The following is a 21,958-nucleotide window of genomic DNA, read 5'->3' on the forward strand; positions in this document are numbered from 1 at the left end:
GCTCCCCCGCACCCGAACCGGCTTCGCGCGGCGGCACACCCGCCTGCGTCGCCACCGCCCGCGTCGGCGGGAACCACTGCATCTCCGGCAACGGCGCGGTCGTCGGGGCGAGTTCGAGGTAGGCGAGGTGGCGCAGGAACCGGCTGAAGACGGGGGCGGCGGCCTTGGTGTCCGCCTGCTCCGGGCGGGTGCCGGCCATGCCGTCGGCGATGGTCTGCGCGCTCGGCTCCCCCGCCACGGGCTCGATCCGCAGGTACCGGGCGACGCGCTCGGCGCCGTACTGGAGCACGGCCTCGTTGATCAGGGCCCGGATGTGGTTGCAGAACGAGCCGCGTGCGCCGCCGCAGGGCCGGTTGTTGTTGGTGCTGCACGCGAACGCGTACGAACCCGCCGCGACCGACGAGACGTAGACGCGCTCGATGTCCGAGCCGCTCGACACCACGCCCTGGAGGCGTCCGTCGGCCAGCTCGACGAACGGAACCTTGGCGAGCTTGCGCGGCCGCGCGGGCGGGATCACCCGCGCCGTGCTCGACTTCTCCCACTCTGACAACGCACCATCTCCTCATACGCAGCACAGGGATTGCCACGCCACATGGGCGGGACACAGGAGAAGTTACTTGCGACCACTGACAACGCCGTCCGGAGGAGCCTGACCCATGCAGCTCGCCTTCTCCGGCCGGGTACTCGAATGGCGCGGCCCGTCGCCGTACTACTTCGTCCCCGTCCCGGACCAGGAGTCCGCCGACATCCGCGAGGTGGCCGCGATGGCCACGTACGGCTGGGGCATGATCCCGGTCGAAGCCCGCATGGGCGAGGTCGCCTTCGAGACGTCGCTCTTCCCCAAGGACGGCGGCTACCTGCTGCCACTCAAAGCCGCCGTGCGCAAGCGGCACGGGCTTGCGGCGGGCGACGACGTGACCGTGGAGATGACCGTTCGTCTCTAGTGCTCCCAGGGGGGAGCCCGTCACCCGGCCGGTGTGCCTCATGTTCCCCTCGGCTTACGGGACTTGGTCCACGTGCCGTGCGGCCGGTTGCCTTCCCGGGCCGCCTTCGCCGCGTCGAACTCGGCCTTGCTTGTCACCGCTCGTGGCACAGGTTCGAGCACGGCCTCGGTCACTCGCCACGGGACAGCCGAGGCCCAGCCGACGAGGGGCATGGTCTCGTCGTGGTGGGGGGCGAACTACGCGGTGATGAGGGCAGGCATCCAGTGGTTCATGTCTCGCACGTGCTCGACGAACGCCTGGGGGAGCTGGACGTGGTGCGTCTCGACGTAGTGCGGGAGGACGTCGGGGCCCGCTTCCATGACGTCGATGAGTACGTGTCTCCTTCGACGACGTCCTTCTCGCGTGCTGCCGCACCGGCTGCCCGCCTGGGCCCGCGCCCAGTGCGCCGACGCGCAGCTGGCCATGGCCGAGGCCCATCCCTCCGGCCGCAGGGATGCGAGCCGAGGTTGAACGGCCCGTCGTCCACCGCTGCCTGGTGATCAGTCGGTCTGGAGCAGTGGGCTTCCCCAGCGCGTGCCCGGGTGCGGCCTCCGGCCGGAGCGGGCGCCGGTCACGCCGAGGGCTGGGGCCAGTTCCGCAGCAGGGCGTCGAGGGCGTCGAGGATTCTTGCCCAGCTTTCCTGCGAGTCGGGGGCGCTGTGGCTGAACCCTCCCCCCAGTTCCAGGCTGACGTAGCCGTGGAAGACACTGCCCAGCAGCCGGACCGCATGCGTCTGGTCCGGCTCCGTCAGGTCGTAGCCGCGCAGGATCGCCCGCGTCATCTGTGCGTGACGGCCGCCCGCACTGGCCGCCGCCGTCTGCGGGTCCAGCCTCAACTGGGCCGCGGCGTAACGGCCGGGATGCTCCCGGGCGTAGTCGCGGTAGACGTTGGCCAGGGCGGACAGGGCGTCCTTGCCCGCCCGCCCGGCCAGCGCGACGGCGCCCCGGTCGGCGAGCTCCTCCAGAGCGAGCAGGGCGATACGGGTCCTGAGGTCCTGGGAGTTCTTCACGTGCGAGTAGAGGCTCGCGACCTTGACATCGAACCGCCGGGCGAGCGCCGAGACGGTCACCTGGTCGAAGCCGACGTCGTCGGCCAGTTCCGCGCCGGCCTGGGCCAGGCGTTCCGGGGTCAGCCCTGCGCGCACCATGGCCTTCCTTTCCTTCAGCGGAGATTATGCAGTTACCTAAAGCCTTTAGGCAACTCACTCTCCCACTTAGGAAGTCCTGGCTGAGAACGTCGGCACGGAGGTGCGCCGATGTCAGGCGCGCAGGCCCATGACCCCGTCGTAGGCGGCCATCACGACCTCCAGGCCCCGGGTGTCGTTCGCGGCCTCGAGGATCTGGTTCGTCACGTATGCCACCACCATGCGGGAGTCGGGCTCGATCATGACCAGCGAGCCGCCCCAGCCTCCCCATCCGTACGTGGTGCCGAACAGGCCGTAGCCGAGCCCGTAGCGCATCGGGATGCCCAGGATGCGGTCCTCGCCGTGGAACTGCTCCTCCCACGCCCGTTCGCTCCCGGCCCGGGACAGCAGCCGTACGCCGCCCACCGCTCCCCCGCACGCCATCACCGACTGCACGAGCGCGACCGAGCGGGCGTTGCCGAACCCGCTCGCCGCAGGGATCTGCGCGCGGCGCCAGGCCACACTGTTCCCGTCACGCACCCGAATCCCCGCGCCGGTGGCGGGAGTCGCCTGCGCTGCGCCGGGCGCGCTCGTGGCGTAGTCCTCGTCGTGCGCCGGTGGCGGGACCGAGGGAGCGACCCTGCTGTCGTGCTCGGCGGACAGTCCGATGTGGAAGTCCGCGCCCAGCGGTCCGGTGACCTCCTCCGCGAGGAAGTCGCCCACGCTGCGGCCGGTGATGCGCCGTAGGACCTCGCCCACGAGGAATCCCTGCGTCAGCGAGTGGTATCCGGCCGCTGTGCCCGGCTCCCACTGCGGGGCCCGGGCGGCGAGCCGTGCCGTGGCGGAGGGCCAGTCGTAGAGGTCCTCCGCCGTCACCGGTCCGCCCCAGTCGGGCAGGCCCGCCGTGTGGGCCAGCAGATGGCGCACCAGCACCTTCTCCTTGCCCGCGGCGGCGAACTCCGGCCAGTAGCGGGCGACCGGCGCGCCGAGGTCGAGCTCGCCGCGGTCGGCCAGGATCAGCGCGCACAGCGCGGTCATCGTCTTGGTGACGGACCAGACGTTGACGATCGTGTCGCGCCGCCACGGGATCGTGCGGTCCGCGTCCGCGAAGCCGCCCCACACGTCCACTACCGGCTCGCCGTCCACGAAGACCGCCACCGAGGCGCCCGTGTCTCCGGCGTCCAGCAACGCGGCCAGCGCGTTCGGCACCGCGGTGAACAACTCGTCGTACGAACCCTGCACTTCGGCCATGCGCGGAATGTAGCCCTGGGCGCACTGCCGGGGTCAAACGAATTTGCGGCGGCGGCAGTTCATGCCCCGGTGGCTTCGTTCCGGGCCGCCCGCCAGCCCGTCCACCGCGCGACGGTGATCACGATCACCGGCCCTTCCGGGGGGTGCCGCCGGTACTGGCGGTATTTTTCCCGCAACTGGGCGATCGCCTGGGCGTACTCCTCCCGCGACCGCCCGTCGGAGGCGTCGGGCGGTACGGTCCGGGCGCTGCCGTCGGCCCGCACCCACCAGAGGCGGTCCCAGTCCTCGTCGTACACGTCCACGAGCAGGCCGACCGCCGGGTGGGCGTCGATGTTGCGCAGCCGTCGCAGCTGCTGGGAGCGCTTCGGTTTCCAGTCGACGGCGGTGACGACGCGGTCGCCGCCGCAGGCGAAGACGACCGGAACGAGGTGCGGGCGGCCGCCGGGGTCGACCGTCGCCAGCCGAGCGATCCGGGCTGCGGCGAACCGTCTGCGGGCCTCGTCCTGGTCCATGTCCGGCACGGTCGGTTCCTCTCGCACGTCACCGGTATGCCGAGACGGCCTCGGCGAAGTCGTCCAGTGTGCGCAGCGTCTCGTCCCGGGGCCCGGTCGGCAGGTACAGCAGTACGCGCTCGACGCCGAGCTGCGCGTAGCCCTCCAGCGCCTCCCGGTCGTGTGGGGCGGCGTAGGCCACCACCGGGGTTCCGGCACCCGCGACCTGCCGCATCCGGTCGATCCGCGGGGCCAGTTCCGTCGGTCTCACGCGGGTGGGCATCCATGCCGTCCCGTATTCGGCGACCCGCTCGAAGGTCCGCTCGCACGCGCCGCCGACGTAGATCGGCGGATGCGGTTTCCGGACCGGCTTCGGCCAGGAGAAGAACGGCTCGAAGTCCACGAACTCACCGTGGAACTCGGCCTCGTCGTGTGTCCAGATCTCGATGATCGCGCGGACCCGTTCGTCCATGAGCCGGCCGCGGGTACGTGGATCCGTACCGTGGTCGCGCATCTCCTCACGGTTCCAGCCGGCGCCGACACCGAAGACGGCCCGGCCGCCGGAGACCAGGTCGAGCGTGGCGACCTCCTTCGCGGTGATGATCGGATCCCGCTGCACCACCAGCGCGATCCCGGTGCCCAGCAGCAGGGTCCTGGTCACCGCGGCGGCTGCGCCGAGGGCTACGAACGGATCGAGGGTGCGGTAGTACATACGCGGCAGCTCCCCGCCCGCCGGGTACGGCGTCTCCCGGGACACCGGGATGTGCGAGTGCTCCGCAAGGAACAGGGCGCCGAAACCGCGCTCCTCCAGGGCGGGCCCCAGGCCCGCCGGACCGATACCCTCGTCGGTGAGGAAGGTGGATACTCCGAACTGCATCAGCCGTCACCGTCCGATTCGCGTCTCGCTTCGATATGGCCTGCTCCATGGCGGGTACCCGGGTCCGTGAACCATCCTGCTGAGGAGATGACTCGGATGCGCTTCATCGGACTGCTCCTCCTCGCGGCCACCGGCGCCTTCACGGCCCTGCTCATCGCCGACAACCTGTCCGGCGGCCCCGAATACTCCGTGTCGGTGCTCGGTCAGCACATCGCGACGATGAACACGCTGGCCGTGTTCTGTTCGGGACTCGCGCTGGCGCTGCTCTTCTGTCTGGGGCTGGCGATGACCAGGAGCAGTGCGACGCACCGGCGCCATCGCAAGCCACGGGCGCTCGGCGCGCGGGACACCACCGGGGTCCATGGAACGGCGGATCCGGACACGCGGGCCTGAGGCGGTGGTCATGGTCGGCGACATGGACGAGACCATCCAGGAACGGCGGCAGGGCGGCAGCGGCCACCGGGCGGTTCCGCACACCGCCGACGTGCGGATAGAGGCGTGGGGTGCGAGCCGAGAGCGTTGTCTGGTCGAGGCGGCACTGGGGATGGTGGAGTGCTTCGCCGACGTGGAGGCGGTACGGCCCACCGCCGTGGAGCGGCTGCGCCTCGCGGAGGGCAGTGACGACGACCTGCTGACCGCGCTGCTGGACGAGGTCGTCTTCCGGCTGGAAGTGGAGGGGCAGGTCCCCGTCGATCTGGAGGCGGAGACGACGGACGACGGTCTCGACGTGCGGCTGGCGGTGGCCGACCTGGCGGATGTGGAGATCACCGGCGCCGTGCCGAAGGGCGTCACCTGGCACGGGTTGCGCATCGGGCCTGATCCGTACGGCTGGTCGTGCGCGGTGACCGTCGACGTGTAGACGTGCAGGTGACCGTCGACGTGTAGACGTGCAGGTGACCGTCGACGTGTGAGTGACCGAGGCGACCCGGGGCGCCTCAGCCCTTCACCACACCCAGCGGCACCAGCCGGGCCACCGTCCGGCACAGTCCCGCGCCCTCGCTGGCGGCGACCACCTCGCGCACGTCCTTGTACGCCTCCGGGGCCTCCTCCGACAGGCCGCGCAGCGACCGCGGGCGCACCGCGATGCCGCCCGCCTCGAGCCGGGCCCGCAGTTCCTTCCCGGTGGTCTCGCGTGCGGCCTGGTGCCGGCTGAGCACCCGGCCCGCGCCGTGGCAGGTGGAGAAGAAGGCGCCGCCGCCGGGTACGCCGGCCAGGACGTACGAGGCCGTGCCCATCGTCCCTGGGATCAGCACCGGCTGGCCGGTCGCGCGGAGGTCCTCGGGCAGCTCGGGGTGGCCGGGCGGGAAGGCACGGGTGGCGCCCTTGCGGTGCACGCACAGCCTGCGTCGCGTTCCGGCCACGGCATGCGTCTCGAGCTTGGCGAGGTTGTGCGACACGTCGTACACCAGGGACAGCCTCGTGCCGGCGGCCCCGCGGAAGACGCGGCGGGCCGCGTCGGACAGCAACTGCCTGTTGGCGCGCCCGTAGTTGGCCGCGGCGGCCATCGCACCCAGATAGGCCTGGCCCTCGGGCGAGTCGACCGGGGTGCACGCCAGCTGCCGGTCGGGGACGGTGATGCCGTAGCGGGCCATGGCGCGGTCCATCGCGCGGACGTGGTCGGTGCAGATCTGGTGGCCCAGGCCTCGCGAACCGCAGTGGATCATCACGCAGATCTGGCCCACGGCGATCCCGAACGCGGCGGCGGCAGTCTCGTCGTACACCTCGTCGACGCGCTGCACCTCGAGGAAGTGATTGGCGGACCCGAGGCTGCCGACCTGGCCCAGTCCGCGCTCGCGCGCCCGTCCGCTCACCTGCTCCACGTCGGCGTCGGCGACGGCGCCGCCGTCCTCGCACCGGCCGAGGTCGCGTTCTTCACCGTATCCCTCCTGCACCGCGTACCGGGAGCCGCCGCGCAGGATCCGTTCCAGCTGTCCGCGGCCGCTGGGCCGCCACACGCCACCGGGTCCCGCGCCGCGCGGGATCGACCGGTCCAGGCCCTCCATGACCGCGGGCAGGGCGGAAGCGAACGCGCGCCGGTCGGCGTCGGCGGCCAGGAGGCGCACCCCGCAGGAGATGTCGAAGCCGACCCCGCCGGGCGAGACGACGCCGCCGTCGGCCACGTCGGTGGCGGCCACCCCGCCGATGGGAAAGCCGTAGCCCCAGTGGATGTCGGGCATGGCGAACGACGCGTCGACGATGCCCGGCAGTGTGGCGACGTTGACCACCTGCTGCAGTGACTTCTCGGCGTCCCTCAGCAGCTTCCGCGACGCGAACACGACTCCGGGCACCCGCATCGCACCGCGCGGGTCGATGCGGAAGCGGTGGGGAGCTTCCTCGACGAGTTCCATCGCAGCCTCCTGCACCCGGCGTCCGCAGGTCCGGGGTACCCGTGGGAGCGCGTGCGTATCGTGCCGGCGCCCGTACCGTTGAGGTATGACCGACGGCGTGGTGACGCTGTTCGTCTGCGGGGATGTGATGCTCGGGCGCGGCGTCGACCAGATCCTGGCGCAGCCCGGTGATGCGGCGCTGCGGGAGGAGTACGTCGCGGACGCGCGGTCGTACGTGGGCATGGCGGAGGCGGTCAGCGGTCCGGTCCCCGCTCCCGTCGAACCGTCGTGGCCGTGGGGCGAGGCGCTGCGGGTACTGGACGCGGCCGCCACGGACGTCCGCATCGTCAATCTCGAGACGTCGGTCACGCGCAGTGACGCGTTCGCGCCCGGCAAGGCGGTCCACTACCGCATGCATCCGGCCAACCTGCCCGCTCTCACGGTCGCCCGGCCCGATGTCTGCGTCCTCGCCAACAACCATGTGCTGGACTTCGGCCGCGCGGGTCTGGAGGAGACCCTCGAGGCGCTGGGCCGTGCGGGTCTGCGGGTGGCGGGCGCGGGACGGAACGCCGAGGAGGCGTTCGCGCCGGTGGCCGTCCCCGTTCCCGGCGGGCGCGTGCTCGTCTTCGCGCTGGGGACGCGTTCCAGCGGGATCCCGGCCGACTGGGCGGCAACCTCGGACCTGTCGGGGGTGGCCTACGTCCCCGACCTGACGTACGACGCTGCCGCCGCGGTCGTGGAGCATGTACGGCGGGTGAAGCGGGAGGGCGACATCGCCGTCGTGTCCGTGCACTGGGGCTCCAACTGGGGGTACCGGGTGCCCCGGGAGCAGACCCGCTTCGGGCATGCCCTGGTGGACGGCGGCGTCGACCTCGTCCACGGGCACTCCTCGCACCACCCGCGCCCCGTGGAGGTGTACCGCGACCGGCTGATCCTGCACGGCTGCGGCGACTTCATCGACGACTACGAGGGCATCTCGGGCTACGCGGAGTACCGCGACGACCTGCGGATCGTCCACCTCGTGACGGTGGCGGCGGACACGGGCCGGCTGACCGGTCTGCGCATGGTTCCGCTGCGCGTGAGGCGCATGCGCCTCGAGCCCGCGCCCGACGAGGACCGCGCCTGGCTGCGCGCCACCCTCGACCGCATCAGCGCCGGGGTGCACATCACCGCGGAACCCGACGGCACGCTCGTGGCCGGAACAGGCCCGTGAACCAGTGGCTCCGGATGACGCTGCTCGGCGTCGGCGCGATGAACTCGCCCCGGTACGCGCCGGCCGGGCTGCTCCTGCGCCACGCCGGACACCGCGTGGCCTTCGACGGCGGCCCCGGCGCCGAACCGCCGCCCGGCCGGCTCGACGGCTGGCTGGTCACCGACGAGCAGGCGGAGCTGCGGTCCGCACTGCGCCGCGGTGCCGCCGCACGGGGCGTCGGGATACATGCCGGCGATCTGGAGGTGGGAGAGGTGCGGGTGCGCTGCCGTCCCGTGGCGCACACGTCGCATCCCGCGTACGGCTATCGCATCGAGGCGCGCGGCCTGGTCGTGGTGTGGGCACCGGAGTTCTGGGAGTTCCCGGTCTGGGCGGCGGGGGCGGACCTGATGTTCGCAGAGGCCGCCGCATGGGACCGGCCGATACGGTTCCGCGGCGGCGTGGGCGGCCACGCCGACGTGCACGCCGTCGCCGAGCGGGCCGCGCGGTGGGGTGTTCGGCGACTGGTCTACGCCCACATCGGGCGGCCCAGCATCCGGGCGATCGATGCGGGCCTGAGACCGCCCGCGGGTGAGTGGGGCGTGGAGGGCCGCACCTACTCCCTGCGCCTGAACCGGTAGGGCGGCTCAGGCGCCGTGCAGCGCATCGAGCACGTCGGCGTCGGTGAGCTGCTCGAAGTTCTCGTACCACTCGCCGACGGCCCGGAACGCACTCGGCCGGTACAGGCACACCACGTCGTCGGCCTCCTGAGCCAGCAGATCGGCCGCTTCCGGCGCGCAGACCGGGGCCGCGAGGACGACCTGCTCGGGCCCCTGACGACGTACGCTGCGCAGCGCGGCGCGGGCGGTCACGCCGGTCGCCACTCCGTCGTCCACGACGATCACGCTGCGGCCCCTGAGCTCCGGCGCCGGCCGGCCCTGCCGGTAACGCTCCTCGCGACGGCGCAGTTCCGTCCTCTCCCGGTCCACCACCTCGGCGAGATCGTCCTCGCGCAGACCCAGCTGGTCCAGGGACCAGGTGTCGAAGAGGGGCGGATCGTCGCCCGAGATCGCGCCGATGCCGAACTCCTCGTGGAACGGCGCCCCGATCTTGCGTACGACGAGCACGTCCAGCGGTGCGTCCAGGGCCCGGGCGACCTCGCGGGCGACCGCGACCCCACCGCGGGGCAGGGCGAGGACCACGGGGCGGGGAAGGGAGCCCTTCTCCTGACGGATGCGCAGCTGCTCGGCCAGCTCCTGCCCGGCCTGCCTGCGGTCACGGAACTGCATCTGTCTCCCTTTCCTCATCCGTCGCGTGGTGGTGCGTCGCGGCGGGCTCCCGCTCGCGGGACGAGCGCAGGTGGTAGACGTGGAAGGCGCGTCCGATGACCGGCTGGGCCACGTTGCGCACCTTCACCCCACCACTGGTCATTCCGTGTTCCGTGCCGGCGTGGGCGTGCCCGTGCACGGCGAGATCGGCTCCCGCCGTGTCGATCGCCTCGGCGAGCAGGTAGCTGCCGAGGAACGGATAGATCTCCAAGGGTTCACCCGCCAGCGTGTCCGGCACGGGGGAGAAGTGGGTGAGGGCGATGCGCACGTCGCAGTCCTGCTCCCCCAGCGCCCGCAAAGAGGTGCACAGGGCGTCGGCGCACTGGCGGGAGTGCCTGACGAACTCCTTCATGACGGGCTCACCGAACTCGCCGGCGCAGCGGCCCACGAACCCGCCGCCGAACCCCTTGGTGCCGGCCACGCCGATGCGGGCGTCACCGCTGGTCACCACGGTTCCCTGTCCTTCCAGGACGTGCGCGCCCGCGTCCCGGAGGATCTCGGTGACCTCGTCCGGCCGGTCGCCGTGGTGATCGTGGTTGCCGAGTACCGCCACCACCGGGACGGACAGGTCCTTGATCTCACGGGCGACCACCCGGGCCTCCTCCGGTGTGCCGTGGCGGGTGAGATCACCGGCCAACAGCAGGGTGTCCGCGCACTCGGGCAGGGTCTCGAAGGAGGGACGGAGCACTCCCTGGCTCTCGGGGCCCATGTGGATGTCTCCGACGGCTGCGACCCTGATCATGTGAGCTCCTCGGCATGGTCGGGGGCGGAGGTCTCGGCGACGGCGATGTCACAGTGGACCGGGGATCCCGCCAGCGCCTCGCGGGCGAGGCGGAGCACGTCGTCGCGGCACTGCGCGGACGGAACGGTGCCGGTCAGCAGCACCGCCTCGCCCCGCAGTTCGACCCGCACGCCCAGTTCCCCGAGAGGGCCGGCGGCGAGGCGTTCGCCCAGGTGGGCGACGCGGTAGTCCAGGTGCTCGGCCGCGGGGGCGCCGGGGGCGGGCTCAGCGCCGTGATCGCTCATGGATGCTCCTCCTGCGGTGCGATGACCTTCAGTCGTTCGAGGAGGAAGAGGAAGGCGGCGGGCATCGGCTCGTCCCCGCAGGTGCGCCGCACCTCTTCCCAGTCGACCCTCTCGCGCAGCGCCCGGGCGACGGGAAGCACCGCGCCGAAGTCGCAGTGGTGTTCCGAGAAGGCCGCTATGCGGCTCCGCACCAGGTCGGTCGGGTCCAGCACGGGCATGTGAACCGAGTCGACCGGGATGTTCTGCGCCCGGGCGAGCATGTCCGTGGTGACGGGCTGGTGCGCCAGCTCGAAGATGATGTCGACGTCCTGGCCGAAGCACTTCGTCTTCAGCAGCCAGTCCTCCGGTGGCCTGCTGACCGTGAGGCCGGCGTCCCCGAAGCTGGCCGCGACCGCTTCGGCGTCCTCGGGTCTGATGGCGAAGTCCACGTCGTGCTGCAGGTACTCGCTGCCGCCATGGGCGTACACCGCCACGCTGCCGGCCAGCGCGAAGGAATGCCCCTCCCTCTTCAGAAGGGCGCCCACCTGCTTGGCCGCCTCCAGGATCGCCTGACTGTGGTCACGTGGCAGGTGCTGTGCCTGCGGCGGCCTTTCGTGCGGTGGGGGCGGCTCGGGGCCCTCCGTCGCCAGACGGAGTTCAGGGATCCCCGACGGCCGCGCGGGCGTCGTGTCCTCCCCGTTCTGCGTCATGACCACTCCATTCGCCGCGCGGGCAGCCGTGTGGCGCCGAGGACGCGGAACCGCGCCGGCGCATGCACCGGGTACCCGGCCCGCACACGCTCGACACGGTGCGGAGGGGCGTGTTCGGCCGGCGTTCCGCGGTCAGCCCACGTCCCAGAGGAAGCGGTGGGTGTGGATGGCGAAGTACGGGAAGGACTGGATCTGCCGGACGCCTTCCGTGGGTCTGACGACGTCGTTGACGAAGTCCAGGAGCTCCTTCGGGCCGGGTGTGACCACCTCGGCGAAGAGGTCGAAGCCGCCGGAGGTCAGCACGGAGTACACCACCTCGGGGTGTGCGGCCAGTTCGTCGGCGACCGTTCGCGGGTCGCCGTCCACCGCGATGCCGAGCAGGGCCATGGCCTGACCGCCCATGGCCATCGGGTCGGTCACTCCGACGACCTGGACGGCTCTGGAGTCCAGCAGCCGCTGCAGCCGCTGGCGGGCGGCGGAGGCGGACAGGCCGACCTTCGGGCCGAGGTCCGCGTAGGCGATGCGCCCGTCGGTCTGCAGTTCGCGCAGGATGGCCCGGTCGATCTCGTCCACGCGTTCGTTCCTTTCCAGGGGTCCAGGTCAGGTCCAGGGGTCCGGGTCAGGCCGCCAGTTCGGCCAGGGCGGCGGTGAAGACCTCGGTGTGGGTGTCCACGTCCTGCTCGGTGGTGTCGGGGCACATCAGAGCCATGTTGTGGAAGGGGGTCAGGAGAATCCCCCGGTTGGCCAGGTAGAGGTGGAGGAAGTCCTCCAGTTCCACGTCACCGGCCGCCGCGGACTCCGTGCCGGTACGGGGCGCCGGGGCGGTGAAGCGGTACTCGGTGCGGGCGCCGAGCCGGCTGACCGACCAGGGCAGCGCGTGGGTTTCGATGCCCGCGTACACGCCCGCCTCGAAGCGCTCGGACAGGGTGTCCATGCGGGCGAACGCCTCATCGGTCAGGACGTGTTCCAGCGTGGCCCGCATCGCGGCGACGGACAGGGCGTTGCCCGCCAGGGTGCCGCCGACACCGCCCATGTCCACCAGGTCCAGGTCGGTGCGGGCCAGCAGCTGTTCGGCCAGCCCCTCCGACATGCCGTACGCACCGGCCGGGATGCCGCCGCCGATCGCCTTGCCGACGGTCACCACATCGGGCTGCAGCCCCCACGCCGCGGTGCAGCCGCCGGGGCCTGCGGAGAACGTGTGCGTCTCGTCGTTGATCAGGAGCGTGCCGTACGTCCGGGTCAGCTCGCGCACTCCGCTCAGGTAACCGGGCTCGGGCAGGACGATGCCGATGTTGGTCAGCGCGGGCTCCATCAGCACCGCGGCCACGTCTGCGTGGGCCAGTTCACGCTCCAGCTGTTCCAGGTCGTTGAACTCCGCGACCCGGCTGGTGAGCGTGATGTCGCACGGTGCTCCGACATTGCCGGGGCGGGCCTGCGCGCGGCCGTCGGGGCCGACCACGATCAGCGACTCGTCGACGCTGCCGTGGTAGCAGTAGCTGTTCACCAGGATCTTGGGGCGGCCGGTCACGGCTCGCGCGAGGCGGATGGCCCAGCGGTTGGCGTCCGTCGCGGTCAGCGAGAAACTCCACCGCGCGGCCCCGAAGCGACGGGTCAGCTCCGCCCCCACCCACTCGGCGTCCTCCGTCGGCAGCATCGCCGTCGCACCGCCCAGTTCGGCGAACCGGCGCTGAACGGCCGTGGCCACGGCCGCGGGTGAGTGTCCGGCCATCGCCCCCGTGTCGCCGAGGCAGAAGTCGATGTACTCGTGCCCGTCGATGTCGCTCACCCGGGCGCCGCGGGCGGCGGCCAGGTAGCGCGGGAACGCGCCGGCCGTCTTGTTCATCCACGTCATCGGAACCCGCCCGAAGAGGTGCCCGCCCTGCTCGTACGCCTCTTTCGACCGTGGATTGCGACGCTCGGCCTCGGCGCTCTCACGGGCCAGCAGATGACGCAGACGGGCACGGTCCATGGGGCACCTCAGGACGAACGAGCGGTGACGGAATGGGCCGAGGCTACGATCGGATGAACTGATTCCGCAAGGTGTCACGGCCGAATCAATCGTCACCGCACACGATTCGTGCGCAGGGACCTCAGGGCCTCAGCGCCGATCACGAAGCCGCGCGGACCTTGGTGACCGCCGCGGCCATGTGCTTTTGAACGTCCTCGCTCAGCGAGTCCCCATTCACGGTCGCCACGAGTTGCCGGGCCAGGTGGTGCAGCTTGGTGTTGGTGTGCTGGGAGGCGATGACCAGCACCTTCCACGCTTCCTCGGCGTTCAGCCCGAAGGAGGCCATCAGGATGCCGCGCGCCAGGTCGATCGTCGGCCTCGTCTGCATGGCCCGCCGCAACTGGACGACCTCGGTACGCAGGCCCTGCGCGGCGCCGTCGTGCGAAGCGCCGTCCCGCGCGGGTGGATGGGCGGTGCCCTCGTCGCCGCGAGTCCGATGAGCGAACAGGGGCAGGGTGCCGGTCAGGGTGAGCAGCCGTTCGGCCGCGGGGCTGGTGTCACGGATGACGACCGTCTTCGAGGATTCCAGAGCGCGATTCCGCAGTCCGAGCAGGACGTTGAGGACGGAGCAGTCGCAGAACTCGACGCCGCCGAGGTCCAGATCCACACCCCTCGCCGACGCACTCAGGGCTGCCCGCAGCGCGCGTTCCAGCTCCCCACTGACCTCGAGGTCGAACTCCCCGCGCACCGCCACGACGACACGGTCGCCGTCGGCGCGTGCTTCGACCGCCGGTGCGCGCGACGGTCCTGTGTCCTGCGTCCCGCCCGCGTCTGCGCGCGCCGTGACGTCCCCACCGCACGACTGCGCGTCGTATGCAGGCTCTGGCATGACCGCCTCCCCCGGCCACTGGCTTGTCCTTGGCCTCCAGGCTCACCCTCGAACGGTTGCACGTCAAGTGATACATGAAATTGAGTTCTGGTTTTTGAATACGTGAATGTTCAGCCGTAGGATTCTCCCCATGGAGGTAGTGCCCGAGGCTCACAACGGATGGACGTTTCTGACCAACCACGCCCGCGTGCTGGCAACCATCGCCGACAACCGCAACGTCCGCATCCGCGACATCGCCGCGCACTGCAGACTTACGGAGCGGGCCGTCCAGAAGATCATTTCCGACCTGGAGCGGGACGGTTACCTGTCCCACACCCGGGAGGGGCGCACCAACACCTATCGGATCGATCCGAGCAAGGTGCTGCGTCATCCGGCCGAGGCAGGGCTGACCGTGGCCTCCCTGCTCTCCCTGCTCGTCAAGGTCGAGGCCGACCACACCGGGTAACCGGACCGCGACAGGTTCTGCCCTGCGATTCCGGAACGCTGACGGCGCGTCATCCGCCCATGTGACCCGAGGAGTTGAGGGGTCGCATCGAAGAGGAGACGAAGGTCACGAATACGTATCGGACATTTGACGCTTGAATCTTCACAACAGCCACACAACTTGGCTAGGTTGACGTCAGGTCACACGACTCTCTCCGGCGAACCCCGCCGGGTCGCGTGGCCTCCGCCTGGTCGGGAGCACATCGGGTGCGGTATGACCTCGGCCCAACCGGGCAGGCGGAGCACGGAAGGAGTGCGTCTCCCATGGCGACGGATCGTGACCAGCGCCCCGCAGGACGCTCGTTGCAGGGAGGCGGAGAGCCGAGCCGCACGGAGATCCGGCAACGCGTGAACAACCTCTACGCGCGTGCGGAGACCGACACCGGGAACTTCAACTTCACCCGCGTCATGAACGCCGGTACGCGCCAGGGTGCCGCCCGGCCGTCGGGAGGGGCGCGCGGTCAGGCCGATCCGGCCCTCGATTCGGTCACGAAACAGTGGTTCGACGTGGCGCGCTCCGCGCTCGGCCCGACCGTGCCCGCACAGCTCCCGCGTGACAGGATGCCCGAACGCTCTCCCCAGGCCCGTCCCGCGAGGTCGGCGGAGCGTGGCGAACCTGCGGCCATGGAGCAGCGGCGCGTACCGGAACTCACGGCGCCCGCACGGGCGATCGCCGCCCTTCCCGCGACACCGACTGCACCGGAGACGCCGCAGGAAGCACCCAAGGCCCTCCCGTCCGCTTCCTATGCGGCCCTGGCGGGGCAGCCGTCGCCGATGACGGGCGAGGAGCAGTTCCGGCAGCAACTCGCTTCGGCCGGCGATCCGTTGTCCCCGTACGCGGCACAGCAGAACAGCGCACTACCGGCGATCGAGGCCGCGCCTGCAGCACCCTCGTGGGGCACCGTGCAGCAGGCTCCGGTGCCGACCGGAGACAGCTGGCTGGCGCTCCCTTCCGACACGGGAGCCGGTGTGGCCGCGACCGCCGACGCGAGCTATCTCACGACTGCCGCGCCTGCCGTCCAGCAGGGGTATCCCACGACTGGCACAACTCCCATCCAGCCCGGGTATCTCACAGCATCCGCGCCTGCCGTCGACCCGGGGTATCTCACAGCATCCGCGCCTGCGGCCGACCCCGGGTATCTCACCGCATCCGCGCCTGCCGTCGACCCCGGCTATCTCGCAACTGCCGCGCCTGCGGCCGACCCCGGGTATCTCACCGCATCCGCGCCTGCCATCGACCCCGGCTATCTCGCAACTGCCGCGCCTGCGGCCGACCCCGGGTATCTCACCGCATCCGCGCCTGCCATCGACCCCGGCTATCTCGCAACTGCCGCGCCTGCGGCCGACCCCGGGTATCTCACCGCATCCGCGCCTGCCATCGACCCCGGCTATCTCGCAACTGCCACAACTCCCGTTCAGACGACCGGTTTCGCGGCTCCGGCAACCCGCGTCGACCAGGCCGGTTTCGCGACTCCCGACATCCCTGTCGCCGTGGCCGGCCTCGCGACTCCCGCGCCTGCCATCGGCGACGGCATCGCGCCGTACGCCGAGCCCCTGAGCAAGGGAGAGCGGGCTCTCGCCTTCGCCCGCGCGCAGATCGGCAGACCGTGCGTCCTGGGCTCGATGGGTCCGGGCTCCTACGACTGCTCCAGCCTCACCCAGGCCGCCTGGAAGGCCGCCGGGGTCGCGCTCCCGCGTGCCGCACTCGACCAGGCCCGCACCGGCGGCACGGTGGTCCCCCTCGCCGACGCCCAGGTCGGCGACCTGGTCTTCTTCCACGACGATCTGAGCCACGTCGGCCTCTACGCCGGCAACGGCATGGTGGTCCACGCGCCGAGCCCGGGGTCGTGCATACGCGAGGAGTCGATCTTCCACGCCGGGGAGTCGGAGATCAAGGGTGCGGTACGGCCCGCCTGAGCCGATCGGCCGCGGGGCCGGTTCTCCGTCCCCTCATCAACTCCCGCCGACCACAACGGGATTGTGGGATCAGGCCGTGCCGAGGGCGGTGCGCAGGGTGCTGATGGCCTGGGCGATGGCGGCTTCGGCGGCGTGGGTCTCGCGCAGCGCGTTGAGCATGACGAAGTCGTGGATGATGCCCTGGTAGCGGACCGCCGTGACGGGCACGCCGGCCTGGCGCAGCTTGCCCGCGTAGGCCTCCCCCTCGTCGCGCAGCACGTCGGCCTCGGCGGTGATGACCAGGGCCGGGGGCAGGCCGGTGAGCTGCTCGGGGGTGGCGCGCAGCGGGGAGGCGGTGATCTCGGCCCGCTGCTTCTCGTCGGTGGTGTACTGGTCCCAGAACCACTGCATGGCGTCGCGGCGCAGGAAGTACCCTTCGGCGAACTGCCGGTAGGAGGCGGTGTCGAAGGCGGCGTCGGTGACGGGGTAGAACAGCACCTGCTGCACCAGCGGGACGTCGCCGCGCTGTTTGGCCTGCAGGGTGAGTGCGGCGCTCATGTTGCCGCCGACGGAGTCACCGGCGACGGCCAGCCGTGAACCGTCGAGGTTGTTGGTGGCGCCCTGCTCCACGATCCAGCGGGCGACGGTGTAGTTCTGCTCGATGGCGACGGGGTAGCGGGCCTCCGGGGAGAGGTCGTAGTCGGGGAAGACGACCGCGGCGCGGGCGCCGACGGCGAGTTCGCGGACCAGGCGGTCGTGGGTGTGGGCGTTGCCGAAGACCCAGCCCGCGCCGTGGATGTAGAGGATCACGGGCAGCCGGCCGGCGACTCCGGCCGGACGCACGATGCGGGCGCGGACCTCGCCGGTGGGGCCGCCCGGCACGGTGACCCACTCCTCGTCGACGGCCGGCTTGGCGATGTCGCCGGACTGCACCTCGTCAACGGTCTTGCGGCCCTCCACCGGGCCGAGATCGAACAGGTACGGCGGGTTCGCGGTGGCCTCGGCGAACGCCTGGGCGGCGGGCTCGAGCACGGGACGGGCGGTGGTGTCGGTCATGGCGATCTCCTCGGATCGGGTGCCGCTGGGCAGCCGCCGTCGGCGGCCTTCGCCGACGGCGTTGGCACACCACAACAGTAGCGCGCGATTTAGTCGTACACAACTAATTGGCACTCGATAGAATCGAGAGGACTGGAACGCTAGAGTGATGATCACCGTGCAGAAGACAGGGACCAGGAGCCGCGCCGTGAGCCAAGCCGCTGCCCAATCGCCCGACAGGTCGCTGCTGCTGGACGACCAGCTCTGCTTCGCCCTGTACGCCGCCTCCCGCGCCGTCACGGCGCGCTACCGGCCCCTGCTGGACGAGCTCGGACTGACGTATCCGCAGTACCTCGTCATGCTCGTGCTGTGGGAACAGGACTCGATCTCCGTCCGTGACCTGGGCGCCGCACTCCAACTGGAGTCGAGCACCCTGTCGCCCCTGCTGAAGCGGCTCGAGGCGAGCGGGCTCCTGCGCCGCGAGCGCCGCGCGGACGACGAGCGCTCGGTCGCCCTCCGCCTCACGGACGAAGGCACACGGTTGCGGGACCGCGCCCGCGCGGTTCCCCCCGCCATCGGTGACGCCATGGGGCTGACCCCCGAGCAGGACGCTCTCGCCAAGCAGCTCCTCCGCCTGATCACCAGCAACGTCTCCGGCGGCTGATCCGCCCCCCGGACACGGCCCGCTCGCGCGTGCGCCTCCGCATGGTCCTCTTCTGCCGGGGAACCCGGTGGTCGCTGTCCGTATCCCCATGTCTGGAGAGGGTCATGAGCCTGTTGCGCCTGGTCGGCCGTCCCCTGCTCGCCTCCATGTTCATCTCCGGCGGTCTGAGCTCCGTCCGCGAGCCCGAGGCTGTGGCACCGGTGGCCGAGCCCGTCGTGCAGCCCGTAACCGACCGCGTGCCTCCCCTGCCGGACCGCACCGAGCAGGTCGTACAGTTCAGCGGAGCGGTGCAGGTGCTCGCGGGCTTCCTGCTGGCCACGGGCCGTGTCCCCCGGCCCGCGGCGCTGGCCATCGCGGCCACCCTCGTACCCACGACCCTGGCGGGCCACCGGTTCTGGGAGGCGGAGGACCCGTCCGAGCGCGCCGAGCAGCGCATTCACTTCTTCAAGAACATGTCCATGCTCGGCGGACTGCTGATCGCGGCCGACGACACCGCGGGCCAGCCGTCGCTGCTGTGGCGCGGCCGTCACGCGGCCCACGATCTACGGCGCGACGCGCACCTGGTACGGCGCTCCGTGCGCGCCACCGCGGGCCCGGCCGCCGCCGTCGGCGGCCTCAAGGCGAAACTGTCCGGCTGACCGACCGGCCGACACCGACCGCGCGGCTCATGGGGCTCGGTGGTGGTCCGTGCCGCAGCAGTCCGTCGCGTGGGTGTGGCCGTCCGGGACCGCTTCCAGGCGGCAGAAGCAGGACGCCTCGATCGGTACGTCCGCGAGTGCCGCGGCGAGCTTCAGCTGCTGGGCCACGATCTGCGCCTCCCCGACCTTGCCGAGGCGTACGAGGCACTCGTGGAAGCCGTGCAGCGCCCAGACGTTGCCGGGGTGCTGGGACGGGCGGGGCAGGGTGCCGTCGAGGCCCAGGTCGGCACGGTAGACCGCTTCGGCCTCCGTGACGCGGCCCTGCTCCAGGAGCAGGGCGCCATAGGCGTGCCGGGTGGGCTGCATCCATCCCCACGGCTCGTCGTAGGGGAGGTCGTCGTCCAGTTCGATGGACCGCTCGAGGGCCGCGAAGGCCGCCTCGTGGTTGCCCTTGCGGTACTCCAGTTCTCCGTCGAGCATCGCCGACGCGATGGCGAGAATGTCGGCGCAGGTGTTGTTGAACAGCATGCGCGTCTCCGGGACGCGTGCGACCGCCTCGCGGAACAGCTCCCGCTCCGCCTCGGCCTCGGTGATCCGGCCGGTCGCCGAGAACGCGACACCGCGCGCGTAGCGGAGCATCGCGGTGGTCATGCTGTAGAGCTGCGGGTCGTCGGGCATGCGCAGCTCCAGGATGTCCGCCCAGCGGCCGAAGCGGATCAGCACATGGACCCTCATCGCGAGGAAGCTCTCCAGCCAGTCGGCCATGGGCGGGCTCTGCACACGCAGCAGCTCTTCGGGGATGGACGCCTCCAGCTGGTCGGCGGTCTCCAGGGCGATCCGTGCGCTGCCCAGGAACATCGCGCCGTAGATCTTGAAGTGGTAGTTGTGCGACCGGTAGAGGGTGTAGAAGTTCATCGCCCCCGCCCGGGCGCGGTACTTCTCGTCGGCCACGATCGCCTCGCTGTTGTCCGTGACCACCCGGCGGTAGTCGCCGCAGAGCACGTCCAGGTGCGAGGGCATGTGCTGCAGGTGGCCCGCGTCGGGCACCAGGCCGCGCAGGCGATCGGAGACCGGCAGCGCGGCTTCGGGGGTCGGGGACATCTCCATGAGGTGGATGTACAGATGCAGGACCCCCGGGTGGGCGGTCCCGGCGTCCGTCGCGAGCGCGCGGTCGAGGACGGCCTTGGCCTCGAGCGTGCGGGCACCTTCGGCCGGCCGGCCCGTGCGGAGGTCCCACAACTGCCAGGGCGTGAGGTTCATGAGCGCGTCCGCGTACAGGGTGGCGACGTCGAGATCGTCCGGGGCGAGTTCGTGCACGACACGCATGCTGTCGGCGTACGGGACGTTCCACACGGAACAGTCCTCGACGGCCTCCGCCTGCGGGTACCGGGCGCGCAGCGCCCCGATCAGGGCCTGCTCGACCGGGGTGGCCCCGGCCGCCTTCGCATGGGCGAGCTCCGCGGCGGCGTGGGTGCGCTCGACGGTCCGCGCCAGATCCTGCCCGTCGAAGAACTCCCACGGCTTGTTGTAGTTGGGGCCGAGCGCGTAGGCGATACCCCAGTAGGCCATGGCACAGCCGGGATCCGCCGCCACGGCCGACTCGAAGCAGGAGACGGCTTCCTCGTGATGGAACGCGTACGTCCACACCAGCCCGCGGTCGAACCACATCTGTGCCTCGGGGGACGAGGTCGTCACGGAACGGCTGTGGGTGCCGAGGTCGTAGTAGTCCATGGCTCTCTCCTGACGACACCTGGCCGTGCCCGTCGGCTTACAGCTCCAGGTTCACCCGGTCGGGCTCCGCACTCCAGACCCCGCGGGAAAACTGCAACTCCGGTTTCCTTTCGGCGAGTCAGCGAGAACGTTTCTGATCAATATGGAGAAAGAAACAATGATCGTTTCATTTGTGCTGTGGTCGACGCCACAGTGACCACGGGCAGTTTTTCAGTACCGTGACCCAGCCGCTCGGCAGCTTTGTTGCTGAAGCCCGAAGTATTATTCGTCCAGGAGGTTGTCGGTGGGTATGTTTCCCATGTCCAGGTCAGTGTCCCGCAGGTCGGTTCTGGGGTTGATGGCCCTCCCCCTTCTGGCCGCGAAGCCCCCCTGCAACTCCCGGAAGTGCACGACCACTACAACCGTCAGTCCTGATGTTGTCCTCGTCTCCAACTATGCGACTCCGCAACTGGCGGCGAACGCCGCCGCCAACAAACGACTGGTTTTTCCGTCCGGTCGTACGTACACCGTCAATGAGCTTCTGATTCCAGCCGGTTGTCACGTCGAGGGCAACGGTTCCATTCTCAAGACTCCGAATTCCTCCACGACGGCCGTCAGCGATGACAGCATCCTTCGCGTGGGTGGCAACGGTGTAACCATCGACGGCCTGAAGTTCGACGGAAATATCCAGAACCAGGACGGCATCTGGAATCAGCACCGTCACCAGGTCAGCGTGCACGGGAACTACAGCAACATCGTGGTCAGGAATTGCGAGTTCTACAACATCATCGGCGACGGCGTGTACATCAATGTCGGGTCCGGCGGGAACAACGGACACACCATTGAGGTCCGCGACTGCACCTTCACTGCGGCCAACAACAACCGCAATGGAGTCAGCGTCACGTCAGGCACGAATGTTCATGTGCATCACAACACGTTCACGAACATGGCCCGTCCCGATATGCCGGGCGCGATTGACGTCGAGCGGAACTCCGCTTCGGACATCATCGCCGACATCCTGGTCGAATACAACACGATCACGCGTGCCGCCCTTCCCGGAACAGGCTCCCGATATGGCATTCTGGCATGCATGTTCAACTGCGTCGGAACCAACATCGTCTTCAGGAACAACGATATCAGCGGTGCTGGACTGAATGCCGCGTGTCTGGTTATCGGCGACAACAGCGGGACGTTCAACGCCAGCACGATCAGCATTACGTCGAACAACATTCACGACGGCGGCTGGACTGGAGTGGAGCTGAATTACGGAATCAAGGCGGACGTCACCAACAACCAGTTCACGAACCTGTACAACGCAATCGTGAACTATTTCTCCTCCCTCGGAGATATTTCGGGCAACACATACACCAACGTGATCAGGCAGCTTGCCTAGACAGCCCGTCGGGAAGCG

General features: G+C 70.4%; 24 protein-coding genes and 2 pseudogenes. 10 read left to right on the forward strand and 16 right to left on the reverse strand.

All coding sequences use genetic code 11. The features are described from left to right. Positions 1-49: 49 nt before the first annotated feature. A pseudogene (locus ABZO29_RS05235) lies at positions 50-550 on the reverse strand (hypothetical protein); the annotation flags it as partial. Positions 551-656: 106 nt separating this feature from the next. Between ABZO29_RS05235 and ABZO29_RS05240 the strand changes: the two are divergent. After that, entirely contained in the window at positions 657-944 is a 288-nt protein-coding gene (locus tag ABZO29_RS05240) for a DUF1905 domain-containing protein (protein ID WP_367318935.1), read from the forward strand. A gap of 236 nt (positions 945-1,180) precedes the next feature. On the opposite strand, the gene ABZO29_RS05245 is transcribed toward ABZO29_RS05240, so the two are convergent. The 5 genes from ABZO29_RS05245 to ABZO29_RS05265 all read right to left on the reverse strand — a co-directional run bounded on the left by ABZO29_RS05245 (position 1,181) and on the right by ABZO29_RS05265 (position 4,725). After that, on the reverse strand, positions 1,181-1,303 hold the full coding sequence (locus tag ABZO29_RS05245) for a hypothetical protein (protein ID WP_367318936.1): 123 nt from the start codon (positions 1,301-1,303) through the stop codon (positions 1,181-1,183). A gap of 251 nt (positions 1,304-1,554) precedes the next feature. Then, a complete protein-coding gene (locus tag ABZO29_RS05250; protein WP_367318937.1) occupies positions 1,555-2,130 on the reverse strand; it encodes a TetR/AcrR family transcriptional regulator in 576 nt (191 codons plus the stop codon). Positions 2,131-2,241: 111 nt separating this feature from the next. Beyond that, positions 2,242-3,357: a serine hydrolase domain-containing protein gene (locus tag ABZO29_RS05255; protein WP_367318938.1), complete on the reverse strand. Its 1,116-nt coding sequence runs from the start codon at positions 3,355-3,357 to the stop codon at positions 2,242-2,244. 59 nt (positions 3,358-3,416) lie between these two features. Further along, entirely contained in the window at positions 3,417-3,878 is a 462-nt protein-coding gene (locus ABZO29_RS05260) for a TIGR03668 family PPOX class F420-dependent oxidoreductase (RefSeq protein WP_367318939.1), read from the reverse strand. Positions 3,879-3,897: 19 nt separating this feature from the next. Then, on the reverse strand, positions 3,898-4,725 hold the full coding sequence (locus ABZO29_RS05265; protein ID WP_367318940.1) for an LLM class F420-dependent oxidoreductase: 828 nt from the start codon (positions 4,723-4,725) through the stop codon (positions 3,898-3,900). A gap of 96 nt (positions 4,726-4,821) precedes the next feature. Here ABZO29_RS05265 and ABZO29_RS05270 point away from each other — a divergent pair, with 96 nt between their 5' ends. After that, positions 4,822-5,118, forward strand: a complete 297-nt coding sequence (locus tag ABZO29_RS05270; protein WP_367318942.1) for a hypothetical protein — start codon at positions 4,822-4,824, stop codon at positions 5,116-5,118. A gap of 10 nt (positions 5,119-5,128) precedes the next feature. Beyond that, on the forward strand, positions 5,129-5,584 hold the full coding sequence (locus ABZO29_RS05275) for an archease (protein ID WP_367326052.1): 456 nt from the start codon (positions 5,129-5,131) through the stop codon (positions 5,582-5,584). Positions 5,585-5,660: 76 nt separating this feature from the next. Here ABZO29_RS05275 and ABZO29_RS05280 read toward each other — a convergent pair whose 3' ends face one another. Beyond that, on the reverse strand, positions 5,661-7,073 hold the full coding sequence (locus tag ABZO29_RS05280) for an RtcB family protein (protein WP_367318943.1): 1,413 nt from the start codon (positions 7,071-7,073) through the stop codon (positions 5,661-5,663). Positions 7,074-7,158: 85 nt separating this feature from the next. On the opposite strand from ABZO29_RS05280, the gene ABZO29_RS05285 reads away from it, so the two are divergent. Beyond that, on the forward strand, positions 7,159-8,265 hold the full coding sequence (locus ABZO29_RS05285) for a CapA family protein (RefSeq protein ID WP_367318944.1): 1,107 nt from the start codon (positions 7,159-7,161) through the stop codon (positions 8,263-8,265). Next, complete coding sequence (locus tag ABZO29_RS05290; protein ID WP_367318945.1) at positions 8,262-8,882, forward strand: MBL fold metallo-hydrolase; 621 nt, start codon at positions 8,262-8,264, stop codon at positions 8,880-8,882. The genes ABZO29_RS05285 and ABZO29_RS05290 overlap by 4 nt, the downstream gene beginning before the upstream one ends. Before the next feature lie 6 nt (positions 8,883-8,888). Here the strand turns inward: ABZO29_RS05290 and ABZO29_RS05295 are convergent, their stop codons facing one another. The 7 genes from ABZO29_RS05295 to ABZO29_RS05325 form a co-directional block, all read right to left on the reverse strand. Further along, positions 8,889-9,530 carry a phosphoribosyltransferase gene (locus ABZO29_RS05295; protein ID WP_367318946.1) on the reverse strand — a complete coding sequence of 214 codons (642 nt, stop codon included), beginning with the start codon at positions 9,528-9,530 and terminating at the stop codon, positions 8,889-8,891. Next, positions 9,517-10,311 carry a metallophosphoesterase gene (locus tag ABZO29_RS05300; protein WP_367318947.1) on the reverse strand — a complete coding sequence of 265 codons (795 nt, stop codon included), beginning with the start codon at positions 10,309-10,311 and terminating at the stop codon, positions 9,517-9,519. Before ABZO29_RS05300 ends, ABZO29_RS05295 begins: the two co-directional genes overlap by 14 nt. Continuing rightward, entirely contained in the window at positions 10,308-10,595 is a 288-nt protein-coding gene (locus tag ABZO29_RS05305) for a BON domain-containing protein (RefSeq protein WP_367318948.1), read from the reverse strand. Before ABZO29_RS05305 ends, ABZO29_RS05300 begins: the two co-directional genes overlap by 4 nt. Next, a complete protein-coding gene (locus ABZO29_RS05310; RefSeq protein ID WP_367318949.1) occupies positions 10,592-11,284 on the reverse strand; it encodes a hypothetical protein in 693 nt (230 codons plus the stop codon). Before ABZO29_RS05310 ends, ABZO29_RS05305 begins: the two co-directional genes overlap by 4 nt. A gap of 132 nt (positions 11,285-11,416) precedes the next feature. After that, positions 11,417-11,857 carry an Lrp/AsnC family transcriptional regulator gene (locus ABZO29_RS05315; RefSeq protein WP_367318950.1) on the reverse strand — a complete coding sequence of 147 codons (441 nt, stop codon included), beginning with the start codon at positions 11,855-11,857 and terminating at the stop codon, positions 11,417-11,419. Between the two features lie 46 nt (positions 11,858-11,903). Further along, positions 11,904-13,253, reverse strand: coding sequence for a transaminase (locus ABZO29_RS05320; RefSeq protein ID WP_367318951.1), 1,350 nt, complete (start codon positions 13,251-13,253; stop codon positions 11,904-11,906). A gap of 139 nt (positions 13,254-13,392) precedes the next feature. Beyond that, positions 13,393-14,121 (reverse strand): ANTAR domain-containing protein, encoded by a 729-nt coding sequence (locus ABZO29_RS05325; RefSeq protein ID WP_367318952.1) that lies wholly within the window; start codon positions 14,119-14,121, stop codon positions 13,393-13,395. A gap of 130 nt (positions 14,122-14,251) precedes the next feature. Here ABZO29_RS05325 and ABZO29_RS05330 point away from each other — a divergent pair, with 130 nt between their 5' ends. Beyond that, complete coding sequence (locus tag ABZO29_RS05330) at positions 14,252-14,566, forward strand: helix-turn-helix transcriptional regulator (protein WP_367318953.1); 315 nt, start codon at positions 14,252-14,254, stop codon at positions 14,564-14,566. A gap of 1,595 nt (positions 14,567-16,161) precedes the next feature. Then, positions 16,162-16,521 (forward strand): annotated as a pseudogene (locus ABZO29_RS05335) (C40 family peptidase); the annotation flags it as partial. 69 nt (positions 16,522-16,590) lie between these two features. Here ABZO29_RS05335 and ABZO29_RS05340 read toward each other — a convergent pair. Continuing rightward, positions 16,591-17,556: an alpha/beta hydrolase gene (locus ABZO29_RS05340; protein ID WP_367318954.1), complete on the reverse strand. Its 966-nt coding sequence runs from the start codon at positions 17,554-17,556 to the stop codon at positions 16,591-16,593. A 187-nt stretch (positions 17,557-17,743) separates the two neighbouring features. Between ABZO29_RS05340 and ABZO29_RS05345 the strand changes: the two genes are divergently transcribed. After that, on the forward strand, positions 17,744-18,199 hold the full coding sequence (locus ABZO29_RS05345) for a MarR family winged helix-turn-helix transcriptional regulator (RefSeq protein ID WP_367318955.1): 456 nt from the start codon (positions 17,744-17,746) through the stop codon (positions 18,197-18,199). Between the two features lie 104 nt (positions 18,200-18,303). Beyond that, a complete protein-coding gene (locus tag ABZO29_RS05350; RefSeq protein ID WP_367318956.1) occupies positions 18,304-18,837 on the forward strand; it encodes a DoxX family protein in 534 nt (177 codons plus the stop codon). 27 nt (positions 18,838-18,864) lie between these two features. On the opposite strand, the gene ABZO29_RS05355 is transcribed toward ABZO29_RS05350, so the two are convergent. Then, positions 18,865-20,568 (reverse strand): tetratricopeptide repeat protein, encoded by a 1,704-nt coding sequence (locus tag ABZO29_RS05355; RefSeq protein ID WP_367318957.1) that lies wholly within the window; start codon positions 20,566-20,568, stop codon positions 18,865-18,867. A 337-nt stretch (positions 20,569-20,905) separates the two neighbouring features. Between ABZO29_RS05355 and ABZO29_RS05360 the strand changes: the two genes are divergently transcribed. Then, on the forward strand, positions 20,906-21,940 hold the full coding sequence (locus ABZO29_RS05360; protein WP_367318958.1) for a right-handed parallel beta-helix repeat-containing protein: 1,035 nt from the start codon (positions 20,906-20,908) through the stop codon (positions 21,938-21,940). Positions 21,941-21,958 lie beyond the last annotated feature (18 nt).

It is taken from the genome of Streptomyces sp. HUAS ZL42 (genome assembly GCF_040782645.1).
Lineage (GTDB): Bacteria > Actinomycetota > Actinomycetes > Streptomycetales > Streptomycetaceae > Streptomyces.